This window comes from Bacteroidales bacterium (genome assembly GCA_012517825.1).
In the GTDB taxonomy this organism is placed as follows: Bacteria; Bacteroidota; Bacteroidia; order Bacteroidales; family JAAYUG01; genus JAAYUG01.
On the sequence record JAAYUG010000138.1, the window covers coordinates 23,891 to 44,922 of the forward strand.

At 45.9% G+C, this 21,032-nt stretch carries 17 protein-coding genes and 2 tRNA genes; 11 read left to right on the plus strand and 8 right to left on the minus strand.

Going from position 1 to position 21,032, the window contains the following annotated elements; all coding sequences use genetic code 11:
- Positions 1–96: 96 nt before the first annotated feature.
- Together GX419_09825 and GX419_09830 are read left to right on the plus strand one after the other, a co-directional pair.
- A complete protein-coding gene (locus GX419_09825) occupies positions 97–744 on the plus strand; it encodes a phosphatase PAP2 family protein (GenBank protein NLI24991.1) in 648 nt (215 codons plus the stop codon).
- Between the two features lie 11 nt (positions 745–755).
- Positions 756–1,592, plus strand: coding sequence for a hypothetical protein (locus tag GX419_09830; protein ID NLI24992.1), 837 nt, complete (start codon positions 756–758; stop codon positions 1,590–1,592).
- Here GX419_09830 and GX419_09835 read toward each other — a convergent pair.
- The 5 genes from GX419_09835 to GX419_09855 form a co-directional block, all read right to left on the minus strand.
- Positions 1,549–3,558: a response regulator gene (locus GX419_09835; protein NLI24993.1), complete on the minus strand. Its 2,010-nt coding sequence runs from the start codon at positions 3,556–3,558 to the stop codon at positions 1,549–1,551. The genes GX419_09830 and GX419_09835 overlap by 44 nt on opposite strands.
- Positions 3,559–3,785: 227 nt before the next feature.
- Positions 3,786–3,869 (minus strand) — tRNA-Leu (locus GX419_09840).
- Between the two features lie 28 nt (positions 3,870–3,897).
- A tRNA-Leu gene (locus GX419_09845) sits at positions 3,898–3,981 on the minus strand.
- A gap of 173 nt (positions 3,982–4,154) precedes the next feature.
- Positions 4,155–4,835, minus strand: a complete 681-nt coding sequence (locus GX419_09850; GenBank protein ID NLI24994.1) for a PKD domain-containing protein — start codon at positions 4,833–4,835, stop codon at positions 4,155–4,157.
- A gap of 146 nt (positions 4,836–4,981) precedes the next feature.
- Positions 4,982–7,195: a S9 family peptidase gene (locus GX419_09855; protein NLI24995.1), complete on the minus strand. Its 2,214-nt coding sequence runs from the start codon at positions 7,193–7,195 to the stop codon at positions 4,982–4,984.
- Positions 7,196–7,281: 86 nt separating this feature from the next.
- Between GX419_09855 and thrS the strand changes: the two genes are divergently transcribed.
- From thrS to GX419_09885, 6 genes are all read left to right on the plus strand, one after another.
- Positions 7,282–9,228, plus strand: coding sequence for a threonine--tRNA ligase (gene thrS / locus GX419_09860; GenBank protein NLI24996.1), 1,947 nt, complete (start codon positions 7,282–7,284; stop codon positions 9,226–9,228).
- Between the two features lie 32 nt (positions 9,229–9,260).
- On the plus strand, positions 9,261–9,827 hold the full coding sequence (locus GX419_09865) for a translation initiation factor IF-3 (protein NLI24997.1): 567 nt from the start codon (positions 9,261–9,263) through the stop codon (positions 9,825–9,827).
- A gap of 22 nt (positions 9,828–9,849) precedes the next feature.
- Positions 9,850–10,047 (plus strand): 50S ribosomal protein L35, encoded by a 198-nt coding sequence (gene rpmI / locus GX419_09870; protein NLI24998.1) that lies wholly within the window; start codon positions 9,850–9,852, stop codon positions 10,045–10,047.
- 101 nt (positions 10,048–10,148) lie between these two features.
- Positions 10,149–10,499: a 50S ribosomal protein L20 gene (rplT, locus tag GX419_09875; protein ID NLI24999.1), complete on the plus strand. Its 351-nt coding sequence runs from the start codon at positions 10,149–10,151 to the stop codon at positions 10,497–10,499.
- A gap of 195 nt (positions 10,500–10,694) precedes the next feature.
- Entirely contained in the window at positions 10,695–11,411 is a 717-nt protein-coding gene (gene dapB / locus GX419_09880) for a 4-hydroxy-tetrahydrodipicolinate reductase (GenBank protein ID NLI25000.1), read from the plus strand.
- 312 nt (positions 11,412–11,723) lie between these two features.
- Entirely contained in the window at positions 11,724–13,121 is a 1,398-nt protein-coding gene (locus GX419_09885; GenBank protein NLI25001.1) for a S26 family signal peptidase, read from the plus strand.
- A 162-nt stretch (positions 13,122–13,283) separates the two neighbouring features.
- On the opposite strand, the gene GX419_09890 is transcribed toward GX419_09885, so the two are convergent.
- Together GX419_09890 and GX419_09895 are read right to left on the minus strand one after the other, a co-directional pair.
- Positions 13,284–14,870: a 4Fe-4S dicluster domain-containing protein gene (locus GX419_09890; protein ID NLI25002.1), complete on the minus strand. Its 1,587-nt coding sequence runs from the start codon at positions 14,868–14,870 to the stop codon at positions 13,284–13,286.
- Between the two features lie 5 nt (positions 14,871–14,875).
- A complete protein-coding gene (locus GX419_09895) occupies positions 14,876–15,781 on the minus strand; it encodes a DUF362 domain-containing protein (protein ID NLI25003.1) in 906 nt (301 codons plus the stop codon).
- A 371-nt stretch (positions 15,782–16,152) separates the two neighbouring features.
- On the opposite strand from GX419_09895, the gene GX419_09900 reads away from it, so the two are divergent.
- Genes GX419_09900 through GX419_09910 form a run of 3 tightly spaced genes read left to right on the plus strand, consistent with a single transcriptional unit; the run spans position 16,153 to position 17,575 of the window.
- Complete coding sequence (locus GX419_09900; protein NLI25004.1) at positions 16,153–16,476, plus strand: Dabb family protein; 324 nt, start codon at positions 16,153–16,155, stop codon at positions 16,474–16,476.
- Positions 16,477–16,487: 11 nt separating this feature from the next.
- The gene (locus GX419_09905; protein ID NLI25005.1) at positions 16,488–17,168 is read left to right on the plus strand and encodes a rhomboid family intramembrane serine protease; all 681 of its coding nucleotides are present in this window, start codon (positions 16,488–16,490) and stop codon (positions 17,166–17,168) included.
- A gap of 5 nt (positions 17,169–17,173) precedes the next feature.
- Entirely contained in the window at positions 17,174–17,575 is a 402-nt protein-coding gene (locus GX419_09910; GenBank protein ID NLI25006.1) for a hypothetical protein, read from the plus strand.
- A 38-nt stretch (positions 17,576–17,613) separates the two neighbouring features.
- Here GX419_09910 and GX419_09915 read toward each other — a convergent pair whose 3' ends face one another.
- Complete coding sequence (locus GX419_09915; protein NLI25007.1) at positions 17,614–20,811, minus strand: PAS domain S-box protein; 3,198 nt, start codon at positions 20,809–20,811, stop codon at positions 17,614–17,616.
- Between the last annotated feature and the right edge of the window lie 221 nt (positions 20,812–21,032).

A 21,032-nucleotide genomic window follows, 5' to 3' on the forward strand; every position in this document is an offset into this window, starting at 1 on the left:
TACCTGTTCAGACGGATTCTTTTTACCGTGGCATGCGCTTTTATTCATTGTGCAGTTTGTTTATGTATGTCATCAGATTCCTTAACCTATTCGCACATGAAGAAGAAGCATGAACTTAGGACTTATGCGGCACCGGTGGCATTGTTTACGGCTTCTCTTTTCACCATTCCTGATAATTCTCCGCTGAACAGAATCAAGGTTCGTGATGCAGTTCAATCCGGTTTCCCCGGATTCAGAACGCATATGGATGATGGTTTGTGGGCTGTTCCGGCGGCCGGTGCTTATGCTCTTCATCTGGCCGGGGTGAAAGGCAGAAATGACCTTCTGAATACGACTCTTCTGTTTCTGAAGTCCCAGCTGTTTACAGAAATTCTTGTAGAACCGCTCAAGTACACCACACGGGTACTCCGGCCCGACAGCAGCACGCGCAATTCCTTTCCTTCGGGCCATACAGCCAGGGCTTTTGCTGTTGCTACCTGCTTTCACAGGGAGTTTGGCGACAAAAGCATCTGGTACAGTATCGGAGGATATACCATAGCATCCGCTACGGGATTATTACGAATCATGAATAACCGGCACTGGATTACTGATGTACTTGGAGGTGCTGCAATCGGTATAGTTTCAGCTCAGCTTGCCTATGGCACCCACAGGTACCGGTGGGGAAAGCGTCCTGTGCAACTTTCCTGCATGCCGGTATGGTTTGCCGATTCCGGAAAACAACTTATGTTTGTGATCAATTGGTAAATGCATATAGTATGAATAAAACCACCTTTCTTTTTGCCGTTCTGTTGATATTGGCCGGGTCTTTTGCCTGCCACCATCGTGCTGTAACTTCCGATCCCCTTATCCGGGCTATTGACTCCCTCCGGCAGGCTGGTTTTGAAGTAACTGACCTTCATGCACATCTTAAAGGAGGCCTGACAATGGAACAACTGCTTGAACACAGCAGGAAAACGGGTATCCGGTATGGAGTTGCAATAAACTGCGGCCCTGGTTTTCCGGTACATAATGATTCTTCGCTCAGGGCTTATTACAATCAGGTAAAAGACTACCCTGTGTATCACGCTGTTCAGGGCGAAGGAAGAGAATGGACTTCGCTGGTTTCAAAAGAGACCCTCAGTCTGTTCGATTACGCCTTTACTGATGCCATGACCTACACCGATGCCGGAGGACGCCGGATGCGGTTGTGGATGCCCGGTGAAGTGTTTGTGGATGACCCGCAGGAATTTATGGATTATCTTGTGGGGAAAATAGAAGAAATTCTCTCTTCCGAGCCTATCCGTATTTATGTTAATCCAACCTACCTTCCGGAGGTAATCCGCGACCGGTATGACGAACTCTGGACCCCGGAGCGGATGGACCGTGTCATCAATGCTCTGGTAAAAAACCGCATTGCACTGGAAATTAACTGTGCCAACAACATCCCTTCAGCAACGTTCATTAAACGGGCCAGGGCTGCAGGCGTTAAGTTTACTCTTGGTACGAACAACAGCGGGGCTGAACTGGGTTATCTGGAATACGGAGTAAAAATGATCCGTGAATGTGGCCTTACGCCTTCTGATTTCTGGGTGCCTGAGCGAACCGTCCGCTGAAGATGCCGTTTCTAAGTGTGCCTTTCATCTGAAGGGCAATCCGGAAAACCAGTTCATCTCTTCCGACAGGCTTGGCAAGATAGTCATCGCAGCCTGCCCCAAAACATTTGGTCCGGTCTTCTTCCGAAGCATATGCCGTTTGGGCTATGATGCGCAGATCCTTTTTTCTTTCCCTGATCCTGATGGCCAGATCAAGCCCGTTTCCGTCGGGCAGGAATATGTCCAGCAAAACAATCCTTATCGCAGGTTCTGAAAGCAAAATTTCCCATGCTTCCTTCATTGAAGCTGCCTCATATATGATCATGCCCCTGGATTCCAGAACTTCCCTGTAATAAAGGCGGCTTTCCTCATTATCATCGACAATCAGTAAAGGAATACCCTGCAAATCAAAATCAAGCATCAGGGTGCGATGACGTTTAACTTCTTTATTATGCTGCAATCCACCTCTTGGTATAGTAAACCAGAATGTTGTCCCTTTCCCTTGTTGCGAAGAAAACCAGATTCTCCCTCCGGTAAGGGAAATCAGTTTACTGCATATGGCCAGACCAAGGCCAGGACCACTGCTCTCTTCGGCCCCTGTTTCTGCCGCGTGAAACGGTTCAAATACGGCAGTTTGCTTTTCCGGAGGAATCCCGGAACCTGTATCCGATACAAAAAAAGTGAACCATTGTTCGCTGGCAGAATGATATCCGTATGATATTTCCCCTTCGTCGCTATGGCGAACGGCATTGTTGAGCAAAATACCAAATATTTGTTGCAGCCTGCCGGAGTCATAAAAAAATTCATCCGAAACGGATTCAGGTACAGGATGAACGGTCAGCGTTACTTGATTTTTCTCCATGAGTCCCCGGGAATGCAAAAGTTCTTCTTTCAGGTTGTTAAAAAATAAATTAAGCCGGAAGGTCTGAGGAAACAGGGGAAGCTGATGTGTTTCAAGCAGACTGATATCGATCAGGGAATTGATAAGGTTGAGCAAAGCTTCGGAATTTTCGCGTATTATACCCAGGTAATTCGTTGCCACAGCCTCCGGAAGTTCCTTTTGTTCCAGAAGCGTGGCAAAACCGTAAACAGCGTTCATCGGAGTACGCAGGTAATGGGAAAGATTTCTCAGAAAGGCTGTCTTCACACTGCTGGCTTTTTCTGCCTCCAGTTTGGCTCTTGTGAGTTCGTCATCCAGCTGCCGGCGTAAAGTAAAGTCATGTGCGGTTCCCAGGAATTTCCATCTCTGGCCTGAAGGTTTACCATACAAAATATTGATTGTATGCATCCATCGCCAGGATCCATCCTTGTGTTTCATCCTCAGGTCATGTTCGTATGCATTGCCATTGGATGTGGCACCAAAAGCAAGAAGTCGGGCATTGAAATCTTCTAAGTCAGAAGAATGACAAACTTCTGCGAAGAAGTTTTTTCCCAGTTGTTCCCACTCTTCTTTTGTATAACCCAACTGTTTGGCAAGAATCAAATTGGAGTATTCAACGGCCCGGCTGGCAGGTTCATAGATATAAATGCCTGAAGGGATTTTCTGGAGTATTTTCCGAAGCAACTGGAATTCTTCCTGTTCTGCTTTTATTTCATCATCCATTTTTTTCCTTTTCTCGTCTATATGCCTGAGGTCTTCAAGTGCAAACTTCAATCTCTCCGGGCTTTCCCATACAATCAGATCATTGATGCCTGCATCGCGGAGAAAGTTTTTCTCTTTCGCTGCAGGGGTTTCACCAAGGATTATCATCGGAATTTCAGGAGTAAGACCTTTACGGAGGCGGAGAGCCGTAATCCCGTCAAATCCTGTAACCGGAAAAGCCGTAATGATCAGGTCGGGCCAGGCATTTTCGAGATTCTCAACATAGGCGTCGCGCGTACTGACTACCCTCACCGAACAACCGGGAATCGAATTTTTAATTTCCTCAGCAATCTGTGAAGATGAAATCGACACATCCTCCACATACAGCACATGCTTTAATTGCATAAAACATTATATGTGAGATTTTTATGTCAGATTGCCACAAAAAATTAAGTATTTAAACAGTAAAGGTAACAAAAATTATGTTATAACGAATTGAATTGGCTGATATTTTGTAGAAAAGAATATTCTGAATGGTCATTCTTTTGCGAAACACATTCGGTGCAGCCTGTGCGAAAGCAGCTTTAGAAAGAAAAGAAGGACAAAACCGGGAGGTTTTGCCCTTCTTCAGGTGCCCAGAACAGGACTCGAACCTGCACATCATTGCTGATACTAGTCCCTGAAACTAGCGCGTCTACCAATTCCGCCATCTGGGCGATGATCCCGCTAATGCGGGAGTATTTGTGCCCAGGACAAGACTCGAACTTGCACGCTTTTGACGGCGCCAGCCCCTCAAGCTGGTGTGTCTACCAATTCCACCACCTGGGCATTTGGGATTGCAAAAATAATATTATTCGTGAAAAAGTAAAAATGTGATGAAATTTTTTAAAAAAATGAGTGCCGGATCAACCTGTAACTGACCCGGCACTCTTGCCTAACCCTAACTAACCAAAACTAACCGTTACTAACCTAAATGAGATTAAGCAAAAAACGTGCCAGAATTATTCCGTTGCCTTCATTTTTCTTCCTGAAGGATTGCTTGCCGGATTCCGGATGGTTCCGCTCTTTCTGCTGCCGCCGGTATAATCAACCCAGGCAGTAAATGTGTTGACGGCATTGGGAACCAGAGCCATGGTGCGGATAAATGCCACATCCTCCTCGGCAAGTATGTAATTGTTGTGGTATTGTTCCCAGACGTCCACATAATATACGGCAGGTGCAAGATGGGTGAAAACCACACGCCCGTCAATATCGGTAAGACCTTCTGCTACGGCATTGGTCTGATGAATCCAGTCGGTAAGGGAAGGATAGAGAATTACGCTCGCATTGGGAACCACGTACTGGTTATAATACTCTTTAACGGTGATTTCCAGTGTGGTTGGATACAGTACGGTGATGTCCATCATGCTTTCATCCGAAAAATGGTCGGAAGAGAAAACTTTCAGCACGACGCGAAAGGTTCCGGGGCGGGTAAATACATGAACCGGGTCGTATTCATTGCTGATATAGCCATCGCCAAAATCCCATTCTGCAAAATCGGCATTGACTGAAAGATTAGTAAATGCTACGGCTTCGCCGGCTTCGATTACCTGTGCAGATACCGTAAACCGGGCCCGGGGCACCTCCCGGGTGCAGGATGCTGCCATCAGCAGCAAAACCGGCAATAAAATCAGTTTTTTCATGGGGCTGGTCTTTTCTTACCTGAAAGCATCCAAAAAGTATGCCAGAGGCTGATAGCTATTCATACACACAGCCGTTTTGGTGGAAAATACCAAAACGGCTGTGTACCATTAGTAAACAATCAGGAGTTAACTCCTGTGAAATGATATCACAGGTTTCTTTTGATGAAATCGTATATTTTGGTGTACAGGTGCAGGCGTGTGTTTCCTCCGTAAATACCATGGTTCCTGTTGGTATAGAGATGCATGTCGAATTGTTTTCCGGCCTGTACAAGAGCTTCCGCAAATTCCAGCGTGTTCTGCATATGCACGTTGTCGTCGGCTGTTCCATGGATCAGCAGGAGTTTGCCCTTTAAATTTTCTGCATGGCTGATGGGAGAGTTCTGATCGTATCCGTCGGGATTATCCTGGGGTTTCCTCATAAAACGTTCTGTATAAATATTGTCGTAATACCTCCAGTTGGTAACCGGAGCCACAGCAATACCGGCTTTGAATTCTCCATTTCCCCTGGTAAGGCAAGAACATACCATGAAACCTCCAAAACTCCAGCCGAAAATTCCGATCCGGTTCTTGTCAACATAAGGAAGGTTTCCCAGGTATCTGGCTGTTTCAATCTGATCCAGCGTTTCGTATTTTCCCAGCTGGAGATAGGTCATTTTTCGGAATTCCTCCCCCCGGAATCCGGTACCGCGGCCATCGACACATACCACAATGTACCCGTTCTGGGCCAGGAAATTTTCCCATCCAAATGACCAGGAATCGGAAACCGACTGAGACGCAGGCCCGCTGTACTGTGTCATGTAAACGGGATATTTCTTCTTTTTGGAGAAATCAGGGGGTTTTATCATGTATCCGTTCAGGGAAACGCCTTCTGTGGTGGTAAAGGAAAAGAACTCCTTCCGGGTTGGTTTGTATTCGGCAAGGACTGATTTCAGGCGCTTGTTGTCTTCAAGCACTCTCACCAGCTCGCCGCCTGACCGGTGAACAGTTACCAGGTAGGGCGTATTGGCATCGGACCATGTGTTGACAAAGAAACTGAAATCAGCACTGAATTCAGCATCATTAGTGCCTTCCATGACCGAAAGTTTTTTCCGGCCGGTGCCGTCAAGTCCGGTGACGCATATTTCCCGGCGGAGGGGAGAGGCTTCGGCCGACTGGAAATAAACCAGTCGGTTGGCTTCATCAATGCCTGAAATAGATGCATCATCATACTGACCTGAGGTGACCTGATGCAGTTTCCCTGAAGACAGATCCAGCAGGTAAATATGCTGCCAGCCGTCGCGTTCGCTCATGAATACCATCTCCTTGCCGTTTTTCAGAAAAGTAAAGGAGTCGAACAGCTTTTCATCCAGGTAGTATTTGTTTTCTTCGGTATAGAACACCTCTGATTTGCCGGTCTTATAATCTGCACGGAGCAGTTCCAGTTTGTTCTGAAGCCTGTTAAGCCGGAAAATACATAAATACTCCGGATCAGCCGTCCACCGGATTCTGGGAATGTACTGATCGGTTTCTTCCCCCACGTCCTGCCGGACCGTCTGATGCGTTTCCAGATCGTAAACATGCACGGTAACAACTGAATTGTCTTCTCCGGCTTTGGGATATTTCCATTCCCTTATACCCGGGTAGGTTGCATATTCCTTGAGTTCCGGACGCAGGCCTTTGAACATGCTCATGGCAAAGGTGCGCACATTGCTCTCGTCAAAACGGCACCAGGCAACCTTCCTGCTGTCGGGAGACCATTCAAAAGCCCTGCTGTATTCAAATTCTTCTTCATAAACCCAGTCGGGAATACCATTTATAATCTGATTGATTTTCCCGTCGCTGGTAATCTGAATCTCTTCATCCCTGAGAAGATCTTTAATAAAAAGATTATTCTGCCGCACAAAAGCCACTTTATTCCCATCGGGAGAAAAAGTGGCAACCTGCTGGGGGCCATTGCCCGACAAGGGAACCACCGTAGCGGAGGGCACATGATAAACCATGTATTCGGCCGTAAATGAATGGCGGTAAATTGGCTGGCGGTTGGTAACAAGCAGAATACGCGATCCGTCGGGACTGAAGGTAAATCCCTGATAGCCTTTAATACCGGCTTCTATGAGAACATTGCCGTCCAGGATCTTTTTTCGAGAAAGGCCGGTTGCATAATCGTACGCTACCAGATCAAAATTTTCTTCCTGAACACAGTAGCTCTTTCCGTCGGGCATAGGAATCATTGCCTGAGGAAAATCCGGGAAGAAGGTGTAGTTGACAAACAGATCTTCGAGCGTTATCATCCGTTTCCCGGACTGGGAATTACCGGAAAACGAAACCAACCCGGCCAGGACAATGGCAAGAAACAGATTGGCGATTACTTTATTCTTCATACAAATTTCTTTTTTGGAGATAATGGCGAAAAATAATGATTTATTGCTGAAATCATTATTTTTGCATGATTTTTTTTAAACCAGGAATGATTAAGATAACTTTTCCGGATAACAGTGTACGTGAGTTTGCTGAGGGGATTACACCTGCTGAGATCGCCAGGAGTATCAGCCCTGCTCTCGCAAAGGAAGTATTTGCCGCCACGGTGAATGGTGAAATCTGGGATCTTACACGGCCTATAACCAGCGATGCATCGGTAAAACTTCACAAATGGGAGGATCCTGAAGCCCGGCATGCCTTCTGGCATTCTTCGGCCCATTTGATGGCCGAAGCTCTGGAAAAACTGTATCCGGGGATTAAGCTGGGCATTGGCCCTGCCATAGAGAATGGCTTTTACTATGATGTGGATCCGGGGGAAGGACGGACCATTTCGGAAGAAGATCTGCCCCTGATCGAAAAAACCATGCAGGAGCTTGCAGCACGGAAAGTACCCTACATTAGGGAAACTGTAACCAAGGAACAGGCTCTCAACCATTACCGCAAGCTGGGAAATGAATACAAAGTGGAACTGATCAGTGATCTGGAAGACGGTCAGATTACCTTTTACCATCAGGGCGACTTTACCGACCTGTGCCGGGGGCCACATCTGCCCGATACCGGCTATATCAAAGCGGTAAAACTTTTGAGTGTTGCCGGAGCTTACTGGAGGGGCAATGAAAAGAACCGCCAGCTGACCCGCATATACGGAATTTCTTTTCCGAAGCAAAGTCTGCTTGATGAATACCTGGCTATGCTGGAGCAGGCAAAACAGCGCGACCACCGCAAGATCGGAAGGGAGCTGGAATTGTTCGCCTTTTCACCCAAAGTCGGACAAGGGCTTCCCCTGTGGCTTCCACGAGGTACGCAGCTGCGGGAACGTCTGGAACAATTCCTGCGGAAGGTTCAGCTCCAGTATGGCTATCAGCCTGTTATTACACCCCATATCGGGCAAAAGGAACTGTATGTTACTTCAGGGCACTATGAGAAGTACGGAAAAGACTCCTTTCAGCCGATCCACACCCCAGAGGAAGGAGAGGAGTTCCTCCTGAAACCCATGAATTGCCCCCATCATTGCGAAATTTATAAATTCAAACCTCGTTCATACCGCGATCTGCCCCTTCGTCTGGCTGAATTCGGAACCGTGTACCGGTACGAAATGAGCGGTGAACTGCATGGGCTTACCCGCGTAAGGGGGTTTACCCAGGATGATGCCCATATTTTCTGCCGCCCTGACCAGCTGAAGGATGAGTTCAAAAAGGTAATCGATATCATTTTCATTATTTTCAGGGCACTTGATTTTCAGGACTATACTGCTCAGATTTCTTTAAGGGATCCGAACAACAAGGAAAAATACATCGGGTCTGATGAAAACTGGGAAAAGGCAGAACGGGCCATTATTGAGGCGGCTGAAGAAAAAGGGCTCAAGACGGTTGTAGTTCCGGGGGAAGCAGCTTTTTACGGCCCGAAGCTTGATTTTATGGTTCGTGACGCCATTGGCCGGAAATGGCAGCTGGGTACCATCCAGGTTGATTATAACCTCCCCGAACGTTTTGAACTGGAATACATAGGGGCGGATGACCAACGGCACCGTCCTGTTATGATTCACCGGGCCCCTTTCGGCTCCATGGAGCGGTTTGTCGCCCTGCTGATTGAGCACACAGCCGGGAAATTCCCCCTCTGGCTGGCTCCCGACCAGGCTGTAGTGCTTCCTATCAGTGAAAAATTCGAAGATTATGCACAAAGTGTTTTGAAATTCCTAAATAATTCCGATATTCGCACGCTGATTGATAACCGCAACGAGAAGATTGGCAGAAAGATACGCGACAATGAACTGAAGCGCATTCCCTATCTGCTCATTGTGGGCGAAAAGGAACAATCTTCAGGTACGGTATCAGTCCGCAAACAAGGCCAGGGAGATATGGGATCCATGACACCGGGTGCTTTTGCCGCCATGGTAAAGGATGAGATCGACCGGGCACTTGCGTTTATTAAATAAACAAATGTTTAACTAATCAGGAGGACCAGGAAATAGCCTTGCAAAATTCCAGAGGGGGTTTCAGAAGACCGCCAATAGCTCAGCAAACCCCGCACCGGATTAATGATCAGATCAGAGCCAGAATGGTTCGGCTCGTAGGTGATAACATTGACAACCCCCGGGTTGTCCCCATTGATGAAGCCTTAAAACTGGCCGATGAAATGGAACTCGACCTGGTGGAAATTTCACCAAATGCCGATCCGCCGGTTTGTAAGATCATCGATTACCAGAAGTTCCTTTATCAGCTGAAACAAAAGCAAAAAGAAGCCAAGGCCAAAACAGCCAAGGTGGTGGTAAAGGAAATAAGGTTTGGCCCCAATACCGATGATCATGATTTTAACTTTAAGGTTAAACATGCCCAGAAGTTTCTGGAAGAAGGAAATAAGGTGAAAGCATATGTGTTCTTTAAAGGCCGTTCCATTGTTTATAAAGAGCAGGGCGAACTGATTCTGCTCCGCTTTGCCACCGCCCTTGAAGATTACGGCAAGGTGGAACAAATGCCCAAACTGGAAGGCAAACGGATGAATATGCTGATTGTTCCCAAACCAAAGAAAAAATAACAGAACCAATAATCAGAGAGATATGCCAAAAAGAAAGACAAAATCAGGTGCCCGTAAACGGTTTTCACTTACCGGTACCGGCAAAATCAAACGGAAACATGCATACAAAAGCCATATCCTCACCAAAAAATCCAAGAAAAGGAAGAGGAATCTGACGTATGCTGGTCTTGTTGATAAGGCCGACCGCCGGAATGTGCTCAGTGCCCTTGGACTGAAATAAATGTACGGGTTAGTTTAAATGTATGATTGTTTAACCGGATGTTTGAGCGGAAAAGAGTCCCGGTGAAGGGGAACGCAAAACGTCCATAAAATCAAGTAATTATGCCACGATCAGTCAATTCAGTAGCATCGCGTGCGAGGAGGAAAAAGATTCTCAAACGGACAAAAGGCAACTTCCTTTCCAGAAGGAATGTGTGGACAGTTGCAAAAAACACGTATGAAAAAGGCTTGACCTATGCCTACGAACATCGGAAAGACAAGAAAGGCAATTTCAGAAGCCTCTGGATACAGCGAATCAATGCCGGTGTCAGGGCTTACGGTATGTCCTATTCCGAATTCATGGGCAAACTTGGAAAAGCAGGCATTGAACTGAACAGAAAAGTGCTTGCCGACATGGCCATGAACGACCCCGAAGCCTTTAAAAAGGTCGTTGAACAGGTTAAAGCTGTCTGATTTAAAAAGAAAGGTTTCAGTATTGTGCCTGCATTTCTCAGTAAGTGCAGGCATTTTTATTTTCTGATTGTGCGCAGAAATGAAGTTGGCTTCAGACATAAGTGTTGGTATTCGGTTGATTCCCACTGATTACTTGATTCATCAGCCGAAAATCGAATCAATGAGGATTAATTGTATTTTTGAAACAAAAACCCTATGAAAATAGCATTGATCGGATACGGAAAAATGGGCCGGGAAATTGAAACGGTTGCCCGCGAAAGAAACCATACCATAGCTATGGTAATTGATGTAAACAACCAAAATGATCTCCGGCCTGAAAATCTCAGGAAAACCGACGTGGCCATAGAATTTACCATTCCCGCTTCCGCTCCCGAAAACCTCAGGCGTTGTTTCGAAGCCGGAGTTCCCGTTGTTTGCGGAACCACCGGATGGATGGATGCATGGAATACCGTGGCAGATGCCTGCAGGCGAACCGATGGCGGACTGTTTTATGCTTCCAATTACAGCCTTGGAGTCAATATTCTTTTTTATCTGAACCGGCAACTGGCGCGCATCATGAACCGTTTTCCCCAATATGATGTTCGTATTGAGGAAGTCCACCATACCGCAAAAATCGATAAACCCAGCGGTACGGCCATTACCCTGGCCAATGACATAATAAAGGAGTTTGCGGCAAAAAAACGCTGGGAACTCGATGGTGCCTCTACTCCCGAATCCATTATGATCCGTGCGGTACGAAAAGAAAATATACCGGGAATCCATTCCATTACCTGGGATTCAGAAAACGATACCCTCCAGCTCTACCACTCTGCAAAAAGCAGGAGAGGTTTTGCTCTTGGCGCTGTCCTTGCCGCTGAATTTATGCAGGGAAAGAAAGGGATCTATGGAATGAATGACCTTCTGCAGTTCTGATTTACCCATCCTTCAGCCGGTTTTGCAGTAATTGATTTTCGCTGTTCGCCTTTTATCCTTCGCCTTTTGCCGGGAAAGAGCATGTGCAGGGGATAAGATAAGATGAACCCCCATTGCGCATCAAAAAATGTCCCATATAGGTTCATTACATGTCAGATGGTTGGTGCAAAACGCCAACCATCTGAAATTCTCTCCCGGGATATCGAAAAGCGAAGTTTTAAAACTTCCCCGGCCGATGAATTGAATACCTGAATGGAATAGTTTTTTAATCCGGCGAAATTCATTTACTTCGCACTGTAAAAGATGTACCTTATGAAAAACTTTTTTTCCAACAAATATGTAAAATTTGGAATCGCTGCTGCTCTTTATCTTGCCTGGGTTGTCTGGCTTAATAATTACTGGTTTCTCTTGGGGCTTATCATCATTTTTGATATCTATGTTACTGAAAAGGTAAACTGGGCCTTCTGGAAAAAACGGGGAGTCAAAAACCCGGCCTGGGTGGAGTGGCTCGATGCACTGATATTTGCTGTAATTGCTGTTACCTTCATCAATATTTTCTTCTTTCAGAATTACAAAATTCCTACAGGGTCTATGGAAAAAACCCTGATGATAGGGGATCATCTCTTTGTAAGCAAGCTGGCCTACGGTCCGAAAATCCCCAATACTCCGCTTTCCTTTCCTTTTACACAGAATACTTTGCCTTTGCTGGGAACCAAAAGCTATGTCGAGTGGATCAAGGTTCCTTACAGGCGATTGGCGGGTTTCAGGAAGGTGAAGAATGACGATATTGTGGTCTTTAACTTTCCGGCAGGGGATACGGTGGTGCTTGAAAACCCTGCCAGCAGTTATTATACCAACCTTCTTCTGCTGGCTGATTCACTTCGATACAGGGAAATCAGGATGGGAAATACCATGCGTTCACCGGAAGAATACATGAAACTGGCTGAAAAATACCTCTGGACAACGAAGCATGTTGTTGTCCGGCCTGTTGACCGGCGCGATAACTATATCAAACGTTGTGTGGCCATTCCCGGCGATACCCTTGAAATTCGTATGGGCGATCTGTACATTAACGGAAAACCTCAGAAGCACCTCAAATACATGCAGTTTCTCTATCGGGTCAAAACCGGAAATAACCGCCTGTCGAACCGTGCATTCGACGACCTCGGCGTAAGCCGTGAGGACCGGCGGAACAGCTATATGCAGGACGGCTACCTGCTTCCCCTGACCGAAGAAATGGTTGAAAAACTAAAGAAAAATAAAGCGGTTCAGTCTATCGAACGCTACCTTCAGCAACCGGGAGAATATGACCGGTATCTCTTTCCCTATTCGCCCAAATATCCATGGAATGTTGACAATTATGGTCCTATTGTCATGCCAAGGAAAGGACAAACAATTGAACTTACCCTCGACAACCTGCCTCTTTACCGCCGGATTATTGCCGCATACGAAGGGCATACCCTTGCCATACAGGACAGTGCTGTTTATATTGATGGCAAGCCGGCCCGGACATACACCTTTGCCATGGATTATTATTTCATGATCGGCGATAACCGCCATAATTCGGCCGATTCGCGTTACTGGGGTTTTGTCCCTGAAGATCATATCGTCGGAAGGCCGGTGTTTATCTGGTTATCTATCGATAAAGACAAGAAATTCCTCGGAAAAATCAGGTGGAACAGATTACTGCACTCTGCCAACAGGTATTGAGCAGAATGATTTGGTTCGCTTTTCGTCATTCGTGGCGCGGGGACAGTGATATTTGTTAATATCCCGACTCCCGGAATTCTTTGGCCTTTAACAGCATGAAAGGCCAGACGGGATGTGGGAAGCAAAGGAACAGAAAGACCACGCCGCTGTCCTGCTATCGTTTCAGAAAGGAAATTCCTCCGGAGCCTTTTCCTGCATTTTTTCTTCTTTGGGTTTTTCTGCTACCTGATGAACGGTATTGCCGTCAACATATATGGCTCTGTAGGGCCGGGCAGGACATGCATGTTCGCATGCACCACAGCCGATGCAGATTGATGTGTCTACCTGAGGAATGTTCAGATCACCCTTGTAAGGAACCATTTTAACCGCCTGGGTGGGGCAGTGTTCATTGCAGGCGGCACAGGCTGTGTTATCAGTGTAGACAATGCAGTTTTCCCTTATAAAATGTACTTTGCCGATCTGTGTGACCTTTTTCTGTTCAACGGTGAGCGGCTGAATCGCTTTGGTAGGACAAACTTCCGTGCAAACAGTACATTCGTAATTGCAGTAGCTGGCATGGTAATCCATATGGGGTTGCATAAATCCCAGGATTCCGTATTCGGTTACCGAAGGTTTCAGCACGTGCGAAGGGCATGCACTAACACACAACTGGCAGGCCGTACAGTGTTCCGTAAAATGTTCTATGCTGAGGGACCCGGGAGGAGATACAGGGTGGGTTTTTAATTCAGTCAGTACCGAAGGTTTTCTGGAACCGGCACTTTTTTCCTGAGCGGAGGCAATTTTGGAAAGACCCGTGATTCCGGCAACAAAGGCAACTGATTTTATTACAAATTCGCGTTTTGACGAATCGGTCTTCACCATTTCAACATCCTGTTTTTCCTTTTGTTTGGGAAACCAGCTGTTTCTGTATTGAATGCTGAGGCTGGGACAGGCCGAAAGGCAGTTGAAGCAACCAACGCACCGGCTGAAATCAACTTCTTTTTCTTTAATGTTGATGCACTGCGACTTGCATGAAGAGGAACATTTCCCGCAACGGTCGCAGGTGACCTTGTCGATACGTATTTTGAAGAGGGAATACCGTGAAAGAAAGCCCAGGAATGTGCCCACGGGGCAAATGGTATTACAGTAAAGACGGCCATGGAAGAATGACATCCATGTGACAAGAATCAGGATGGCAGAAGGATAGATCAGGGTAAATGGATTAACCGCCCTAAGTTCAACCGGGTTGAGCCAGAAAATGCTCCGGGAAGCCAGGGCTTTTGCCAGAAAGTTATTGATTTCTGCTGCTGCCGGCTTGACAAGCGAAACCACGATACGTCCAAAATTGCTGTAAGGATCGAGAAGGTTCAGCAGCAGGATATTTCCGGCCAGAAAAACCAGTATAGAAAGGATAAGAATGGAATAGCGCATTACATTATACGGTTTTCCGAATCGGAAAATTCTCTTTCTGCGGCTGAGTTTCCTTCGAAGCCAGCTCACCACATCCTGATAAATACCCAGAGGGCATACGGTTGAGCAATAGACTCTTCCGTACAGCAGGCTCAGGAGGATGACCACCAGAAAGCCAATGCCGGCAAATGAAAGCAGGTTTTTAAACGTCAAAAAGGAAGGTATAAACTGAAACCAGGTTATCCCTTTCATTATATTCCGCGGGAAGTGTCCTGTGAAATCGACCAGCATCAGAAAAAAAAGCAACAAAAAAACCAGGGAAACAAATACCCTGGAATATTTGAGCCATCGGAAATGCATGCGTCTCAGATTTTAATGCGGTTAATATTCAGTGCATCCAGATCCATTCTTCCTACGCCCATTTCGGCGGCATAACGGATATAATTGACTTTTGAGGGTTCGATCCCGTAAAGTTTAGCCGCAGCAGCATCAACAGCAACAATGTCAGCTGAAACGAGGAGAGATTTCATCAGGACAGTATCATTCACCGAAATGCCTCTCGGACCGTTTTTCTTCATTACACGGTATGCGTCGACCACATTCAGGGTGGGTTTACGGTAGGTCACAAAGTCGGCAATGCATTGATGCAAATTGTGCGCGTGCCAGTATGAACGATCCCAAATTGTTCCCATGAGGTTTTTCATGGCAATGGTAAGCTGGGGACCGCTATGATGCTTCAATACAGGAACATTAATAAAGACGTCCGAAGAGAGAATCAGCTCGTGTTCTTTCACATCCTTCAGATTTTTTCCGTTAGGAATTTTAACCGGATGATAATACCGTTCTGAGTTGGCAGGGACAATTTCCCCTCCGGCTTCTTTTACGGCCTTTTCAATTCCGCTGTTGGTATAGCATTTTTTCCAGTCATCGCAGGTATAGTCAAAAACATACACTTTTTTTGCCCCGGCCGCAAGGCAGTGCTTTACAATCTGCTTAACAAGGAGTGGATTGGTATCAGCGGCTTTTTCAGGCGTGCTGTCCCATCCGATGTTGGGCTTGACGACCACTGTTTGTCCTTTTTTCACAAAGGTTTCCATCCCGCCGAGTGACTGAATGGCTTTATCGAACATTGCATCAGGTTCGCCGCCCATAACGGCAACAAGATCATAGGGGAGATTCATCCGGCTCCCCTGAGCCAGCAGATTCCCGGTACCAAACGCTGTAAATGCACCGGCGGCAATGCTCCTGGTAATAAAATCTCTTCGTTTCATAGAACCATCCTCCCGTTTGATTGTTTGATGCGCTAAAATTAAAGCGAAATTTCCTAAAATCCTGAGAAATTTTAACTGGTACCGATCTGCTGGTACTAAGCAAAAAAACTTCTAGTACCGATAAAACCTCATTACCCTGATTTGTGATTTTAGATTTCTGATTCTGATTTGCGATTTTTTCGATTTGGAAGGCAAACCCGTTGAATCATAACTCAGAAATCACAACTCACCGAAAATTCCCAATTTCCTAATTTCCTGTATAAGATCATGCTATGAAAACCTGAACAAGTCAATAGGAAATCGGAAATCGGAAATCTTCAAATTGCCCCGGAAAATATTTCCTGTATTTCCGGATGAAATATTTTTTACTTTTGGAAAAATTGGTTACTGAGGTGGTACGGCATATTGTTATCTGGAAACTAAAGGAAACGGACCCTGGTCAGAAATTCCGCATTCTGGAGGAATTTCGTTCCCGTCTGCTTGCGCTGAAAAACGAAATCCCGGGTATTACCGGTATGGAGGTTAAGTTCAATGCAGAAAAAGCTTCCGCTTCGAATGACGATATTGTTCTTATAGCTGATTTTACCGACTGGAAAGCGCTCAACGACTATCAGGTGCACCCTGCCCATCAGAACCTGGTTTCATGGGTTTCCGCTGTGCGGATTTCGCGCTCGGCCATTGATTACGAAATCTGAAAGTATTCTGCATGTTCCCGTTACGAGACAATATCCCCCACAGGCACTTCCCCTACATGAACTGGGCAATTATTCTGGCCTGTACCGCTGTGTTTCTTTTTCAGCTTACCCTGAACCAGCAGGAACAGCAGGCATTTTTCTACCTTTTCGGACTGGTTCCGGCACGCTATTCCCACCCGGAATGGGCACGTTTTTTTGGACTGTATGCAGACAATTATTTCCCTTTCATTACCAATACATTCATGCATGGCGGGTGGGGCCATTTTATCTCCAATATGTGGATTCTTTTTATTTTCGGCGACAATGTGGAAGATCGTATGGGCCACTTCCGCTATCTGCTCTTCTATCTGCTGGCAGGATTGATGGCCAGCCTCACGCATTTTGTCCTGCATCCGGCTTCCACTATTCCTGCTCTTGGTGCTTCCGGGGCGATTGCCGGTGTTATGGCCGCCTATATGTTTCTGTTCCCCTACAGCAGAATACTGGTTCTTTTACCTATCCTTATTATTCCGTTTTTCTTTGAAGTTTCTGCCTTTGTATTTATTGCCATCTGGTTTGTTATTCAGCTTTTCAGCGGCATGAACGATCTTATGTTTCCTGCCTATACGTCGGGAATTGCCTTCTGGGCCCATATTGGCGGCTTTCTTACAGGGCTTCTTACGTTCAGAATCTTTCTGGCCAAACAACGTTAAATGCCATGAAGGTATTTTCAAATGATTTTGTCCGGGTCGATTTTCAGGAACCTTTGCGTTTACTGGAAACAGTGTGGATGCCTCGTTCTTCGGAACTGACCGAAGAAGGCGTTCTCAGGGAAATGAGCCGTTTTCTTGAATATGTTCAACTGTATACTCCTTTGTGCATGATCGCTGATACGCGGTACTTCGGAGTGGGTGTTACCCCCCACCTGCAATCCTGGATTGTACTCAATTTTATGGCAAAAATCATGGAAGCAGGAGTGAAAAAATATGGCATCATTGTTACCGGGGAAAAGTATGAACAGTTGCATGCCGAAACTCAAGCAGAAGAAGGTGAGGAGGAGCTTCTGATCCGGTATTTTACTGACTATAACACTGCCTTTCGATGGGTATGCCAGGTTTGATTCTTTTGCATGCCCTTGAAACCGGCATTTGATATCATTCAATCAGCGCAATGGAGCAAGCTGTTACTGATGGCTTGCAGTAAATCTTCTTTGAGGAAGGGCTTGGCCAGATAACAGGAAGCACCTGCTTCGAGGCATTTCTGTTTGTCCTGCTCATAAGCATAAGCTGTCTGGGCAATCACAGGAGTAAGCGGATGGGCAGAGCGGATACTGCGAATCAGAGAATATCCGTCCAGGTCAGGCAGGCAAATATCGGCCAGTACCAGGTCAATGTGTGTTTCCTGTTCCATAACCTGAAGGCCTTCTTTTCCCGTTACAGCTTCCAGAATGACCGCATGCGTTTCTGTGAGCATTTCCCGCAACAATTCAAGATTGGACGGTGTGTCTTCAATCAGTAAAATTTTTCGTCCTGTCAGATCAAAGCGGGCATCTTTTTCCTCAACGTGCACGGGTTTTTCTTTTTCCGGCTCAGGAAGATAAGGAATGGTGAAGTAAAAAACGGATCCCTTGCCCGGTTCTGACTCAGCCCATATTCTTCCTCCGAATAAGTCAACAAGTCCTTTACTGATCGACAAACCCAGCCCTGAACCTCCGGCCTGCGTTGATATCGTTTCATCCTCCTGCCGGAATCGCTCAAAAATCACACTGATTTTATCCGGATGAATGCCTTTGCCGGTATCGGATACTGAAAAGAGAACCATTTTTTTGTCGTCGGATAATTTGTACTCAAACCGGATATAGCCAGTCTGGGTAAATTTCATACCGTTGGAAAGAAGATTGGCCAATACTTGCTGAAGCCTTACCGGATCGGTTTGTATTTCGTCTTTTCCCTGCGGCAGACCGCATCTGTATTCCAGCAGTAGCTCATTTTTCTGCTTCCTGATGCGCTCCTGTTCATATTGCTGATAAATCTGCTGCATCAGCTTATTCAGACTGCACGGTTCGTAATGAAGCTTCAGCTGCCTGGCTTCCAGTTTTGACAGGTCAATGATGTCATTGATCAGGGTGAGCAGCTGTTTTGTTCCGGTCTGAATGATGTCGGTGTAGAGTTTTCGCTTGGCGGGATTGATGTTTTCATCGGCCAGCAGATAGGAAAATCCAAGGATGCTGTTAATGGGCGTCCGGATTTCATGCGACATATTTGCAAGAAAAGCACTCTTCAGCCGATCGGATTCTTCCGCCTTTTCCTTGGCAACCACCAGCTCCCTGTTCAATCGGATTCGTTCGGTAACATCATTGAAAATGCAAACAACTGAATCAAAAGAAAGTGGAAAAAGAAAAGCTTCCAGCGTACCCTGAAAATGCTTGTCGTGGTATTCAAACTGTTCGGTATAAATTGGTTTCTTGTTGACAAATACGGATTGTATCAAAGCAAACTGACTTTCGGAAAATCCTTTAAATATTTCCTGTAACGGTTTGCCGAGAAAGGAATTGTGTTTAATATGCAGCATTTTGTCGGCGGCAGGGTTAGCTCCCGACAGAATAACCGATCCGTTTTCTGACATGCTGTAAAAGTGCATTCCCAGCGGGTTGGCTTCCACAACACTGCGGAACTTCTTTTCCGATATCTGAAGCATTTCTTCCGCCTGCTTTCTCTGAAGTATCCTCCACAACCCGTCCATGACAAGCGTCAGTTGACGGGCATCGCGTTCTTCATAAGGATCCCGTTTGTTGGCAACACCTGCCACCAGTACTATTTTCCCCTTATCAAATACCGGTACAGTAAGGAAACGTTTCAGAAGGACATGACCGGATGGAAAACCTCTCTTCCAGGGATTATAAGCCTCATAATCATTAATGATTACCGCTTTTCGCTGACGTATGGTTTCCGCCCATAAACCGGCCTGTTCAACCTGAAATTTCCAGGTATGGTCAGGAATATTGCACTCTTTCATTACTTCGGCCGAAAATGCTTCCATATTCATTTCCGTTTCATCCGGGTTGATGCGCCCGATAAAACCCAGGGAACTTTCAGTAAGCCAAAGCACTTTTTCAAGAGCAAAATTGTACAGTTCGCGGGGCGGAAGATCCATCATCCGGTTCAGTTCAATCAATGTTTCCATGCGGTCTATGTCCTGAACCCTGATCTTCTCGGCATATAACTGTTCACTTACATCGGTAACGGTTATTACACGGAATTTTTCTTTTCCCAATGGAATAGACCGCACATTGATTTCGGCCGTAATGCGGGTACCTTTTTTTTTCATGGCCTGATACCGGAGGGTACCTTCGGGTGCCTGTTGAATAAAGGTTTGAAACTCGCGCTTATGCTCCGGTACAACAAACTCAGTTATGGGTTTTTTCTGAATTTCTCCGGGACTGTAACCAAAGATCCGGGCAAATGAATCATTGGCTTCAATAATCCGCATCCCCGTATCCAGCAATGCTACTCCTTCATGGGCTGCATGGGCAAGAATCCTGAACCGTTCTTCTGATTCTCTAAAGGCCGCTTCAGCTTTTTTCTGCGAAGTGGTTTCAAGGGCAATCTCAATGGCACCAGACAATTGTCCATCGGAGTCAAAAAGGGGGAAGCCTCTGACATACCAGGATTGTCCGTTAGGGTGAAGTATTTCAGACTCTCTTGGCTGCCGCGATGCCATGGCTTCCTGAACCGGGCATCCCGGACAGATTTTCTTTTGTTTACTCCATATTTCAAAACAATTTTTGCCTGCAATATTGTCTATATCAAGGCCGGCGCTTTTACATGCCGCATTGTTTGCCCATACCGGCTGCATGTTCTGGTCATATACCACTACGATCTCACTGAGGGCATCCAGAATGATTTTGGATCCTTTAACCAAAAAACCTTCCTTATCTTTCTCTCTTACCAGCGACACAGCTGTATCCTGATTCTCGGTTTTTTTATACCATACCTCCGGCTTTGTTTCAAAACACCACAATATAAAAGACTGACCCTCTTCCCTGAATGCGGCGAGTTTAATGCGAAGTGTCATGGACTCATACTGGAGGTGTTTTTCAATGGCATATCCCTGATCTTCTGCACCGCTTATCCATTCCAGCACCTTTTCCTTAGTTAGAGCGGGTATTATGCCCGCAATAGGCTTTCCTTCCGTTGCGTTGAAAAAAAAGGACAACCGGCATCCTTCATGAAGGTATAATTCCCTGATGTTTCCTTGATGGTCGGTAATCAGTACACAGCCGTTAATTAAGGAAACAAGCGACAAGAGTTTTTCATTCCTGTTTGATGCCTGGTATGGGGGTTGATTCTTGGACATATCCTGGAACAAAGTGCAAAAAATGCTGAAGCCTAATATTATCAAAAATTTTTATTACTGAGTGAATAAATATGAATGATCTTTGTTATTAAAATGAATGATCTGCATTACTATTTAGGTTGCACCTGCTTCTGGAGAGAACGAAATTAACTTTATAGGGCATCCTGGCAGGAATTTTTGTATCATCGAAGGATTAAGGTTTTAACTGACAGATATATAAT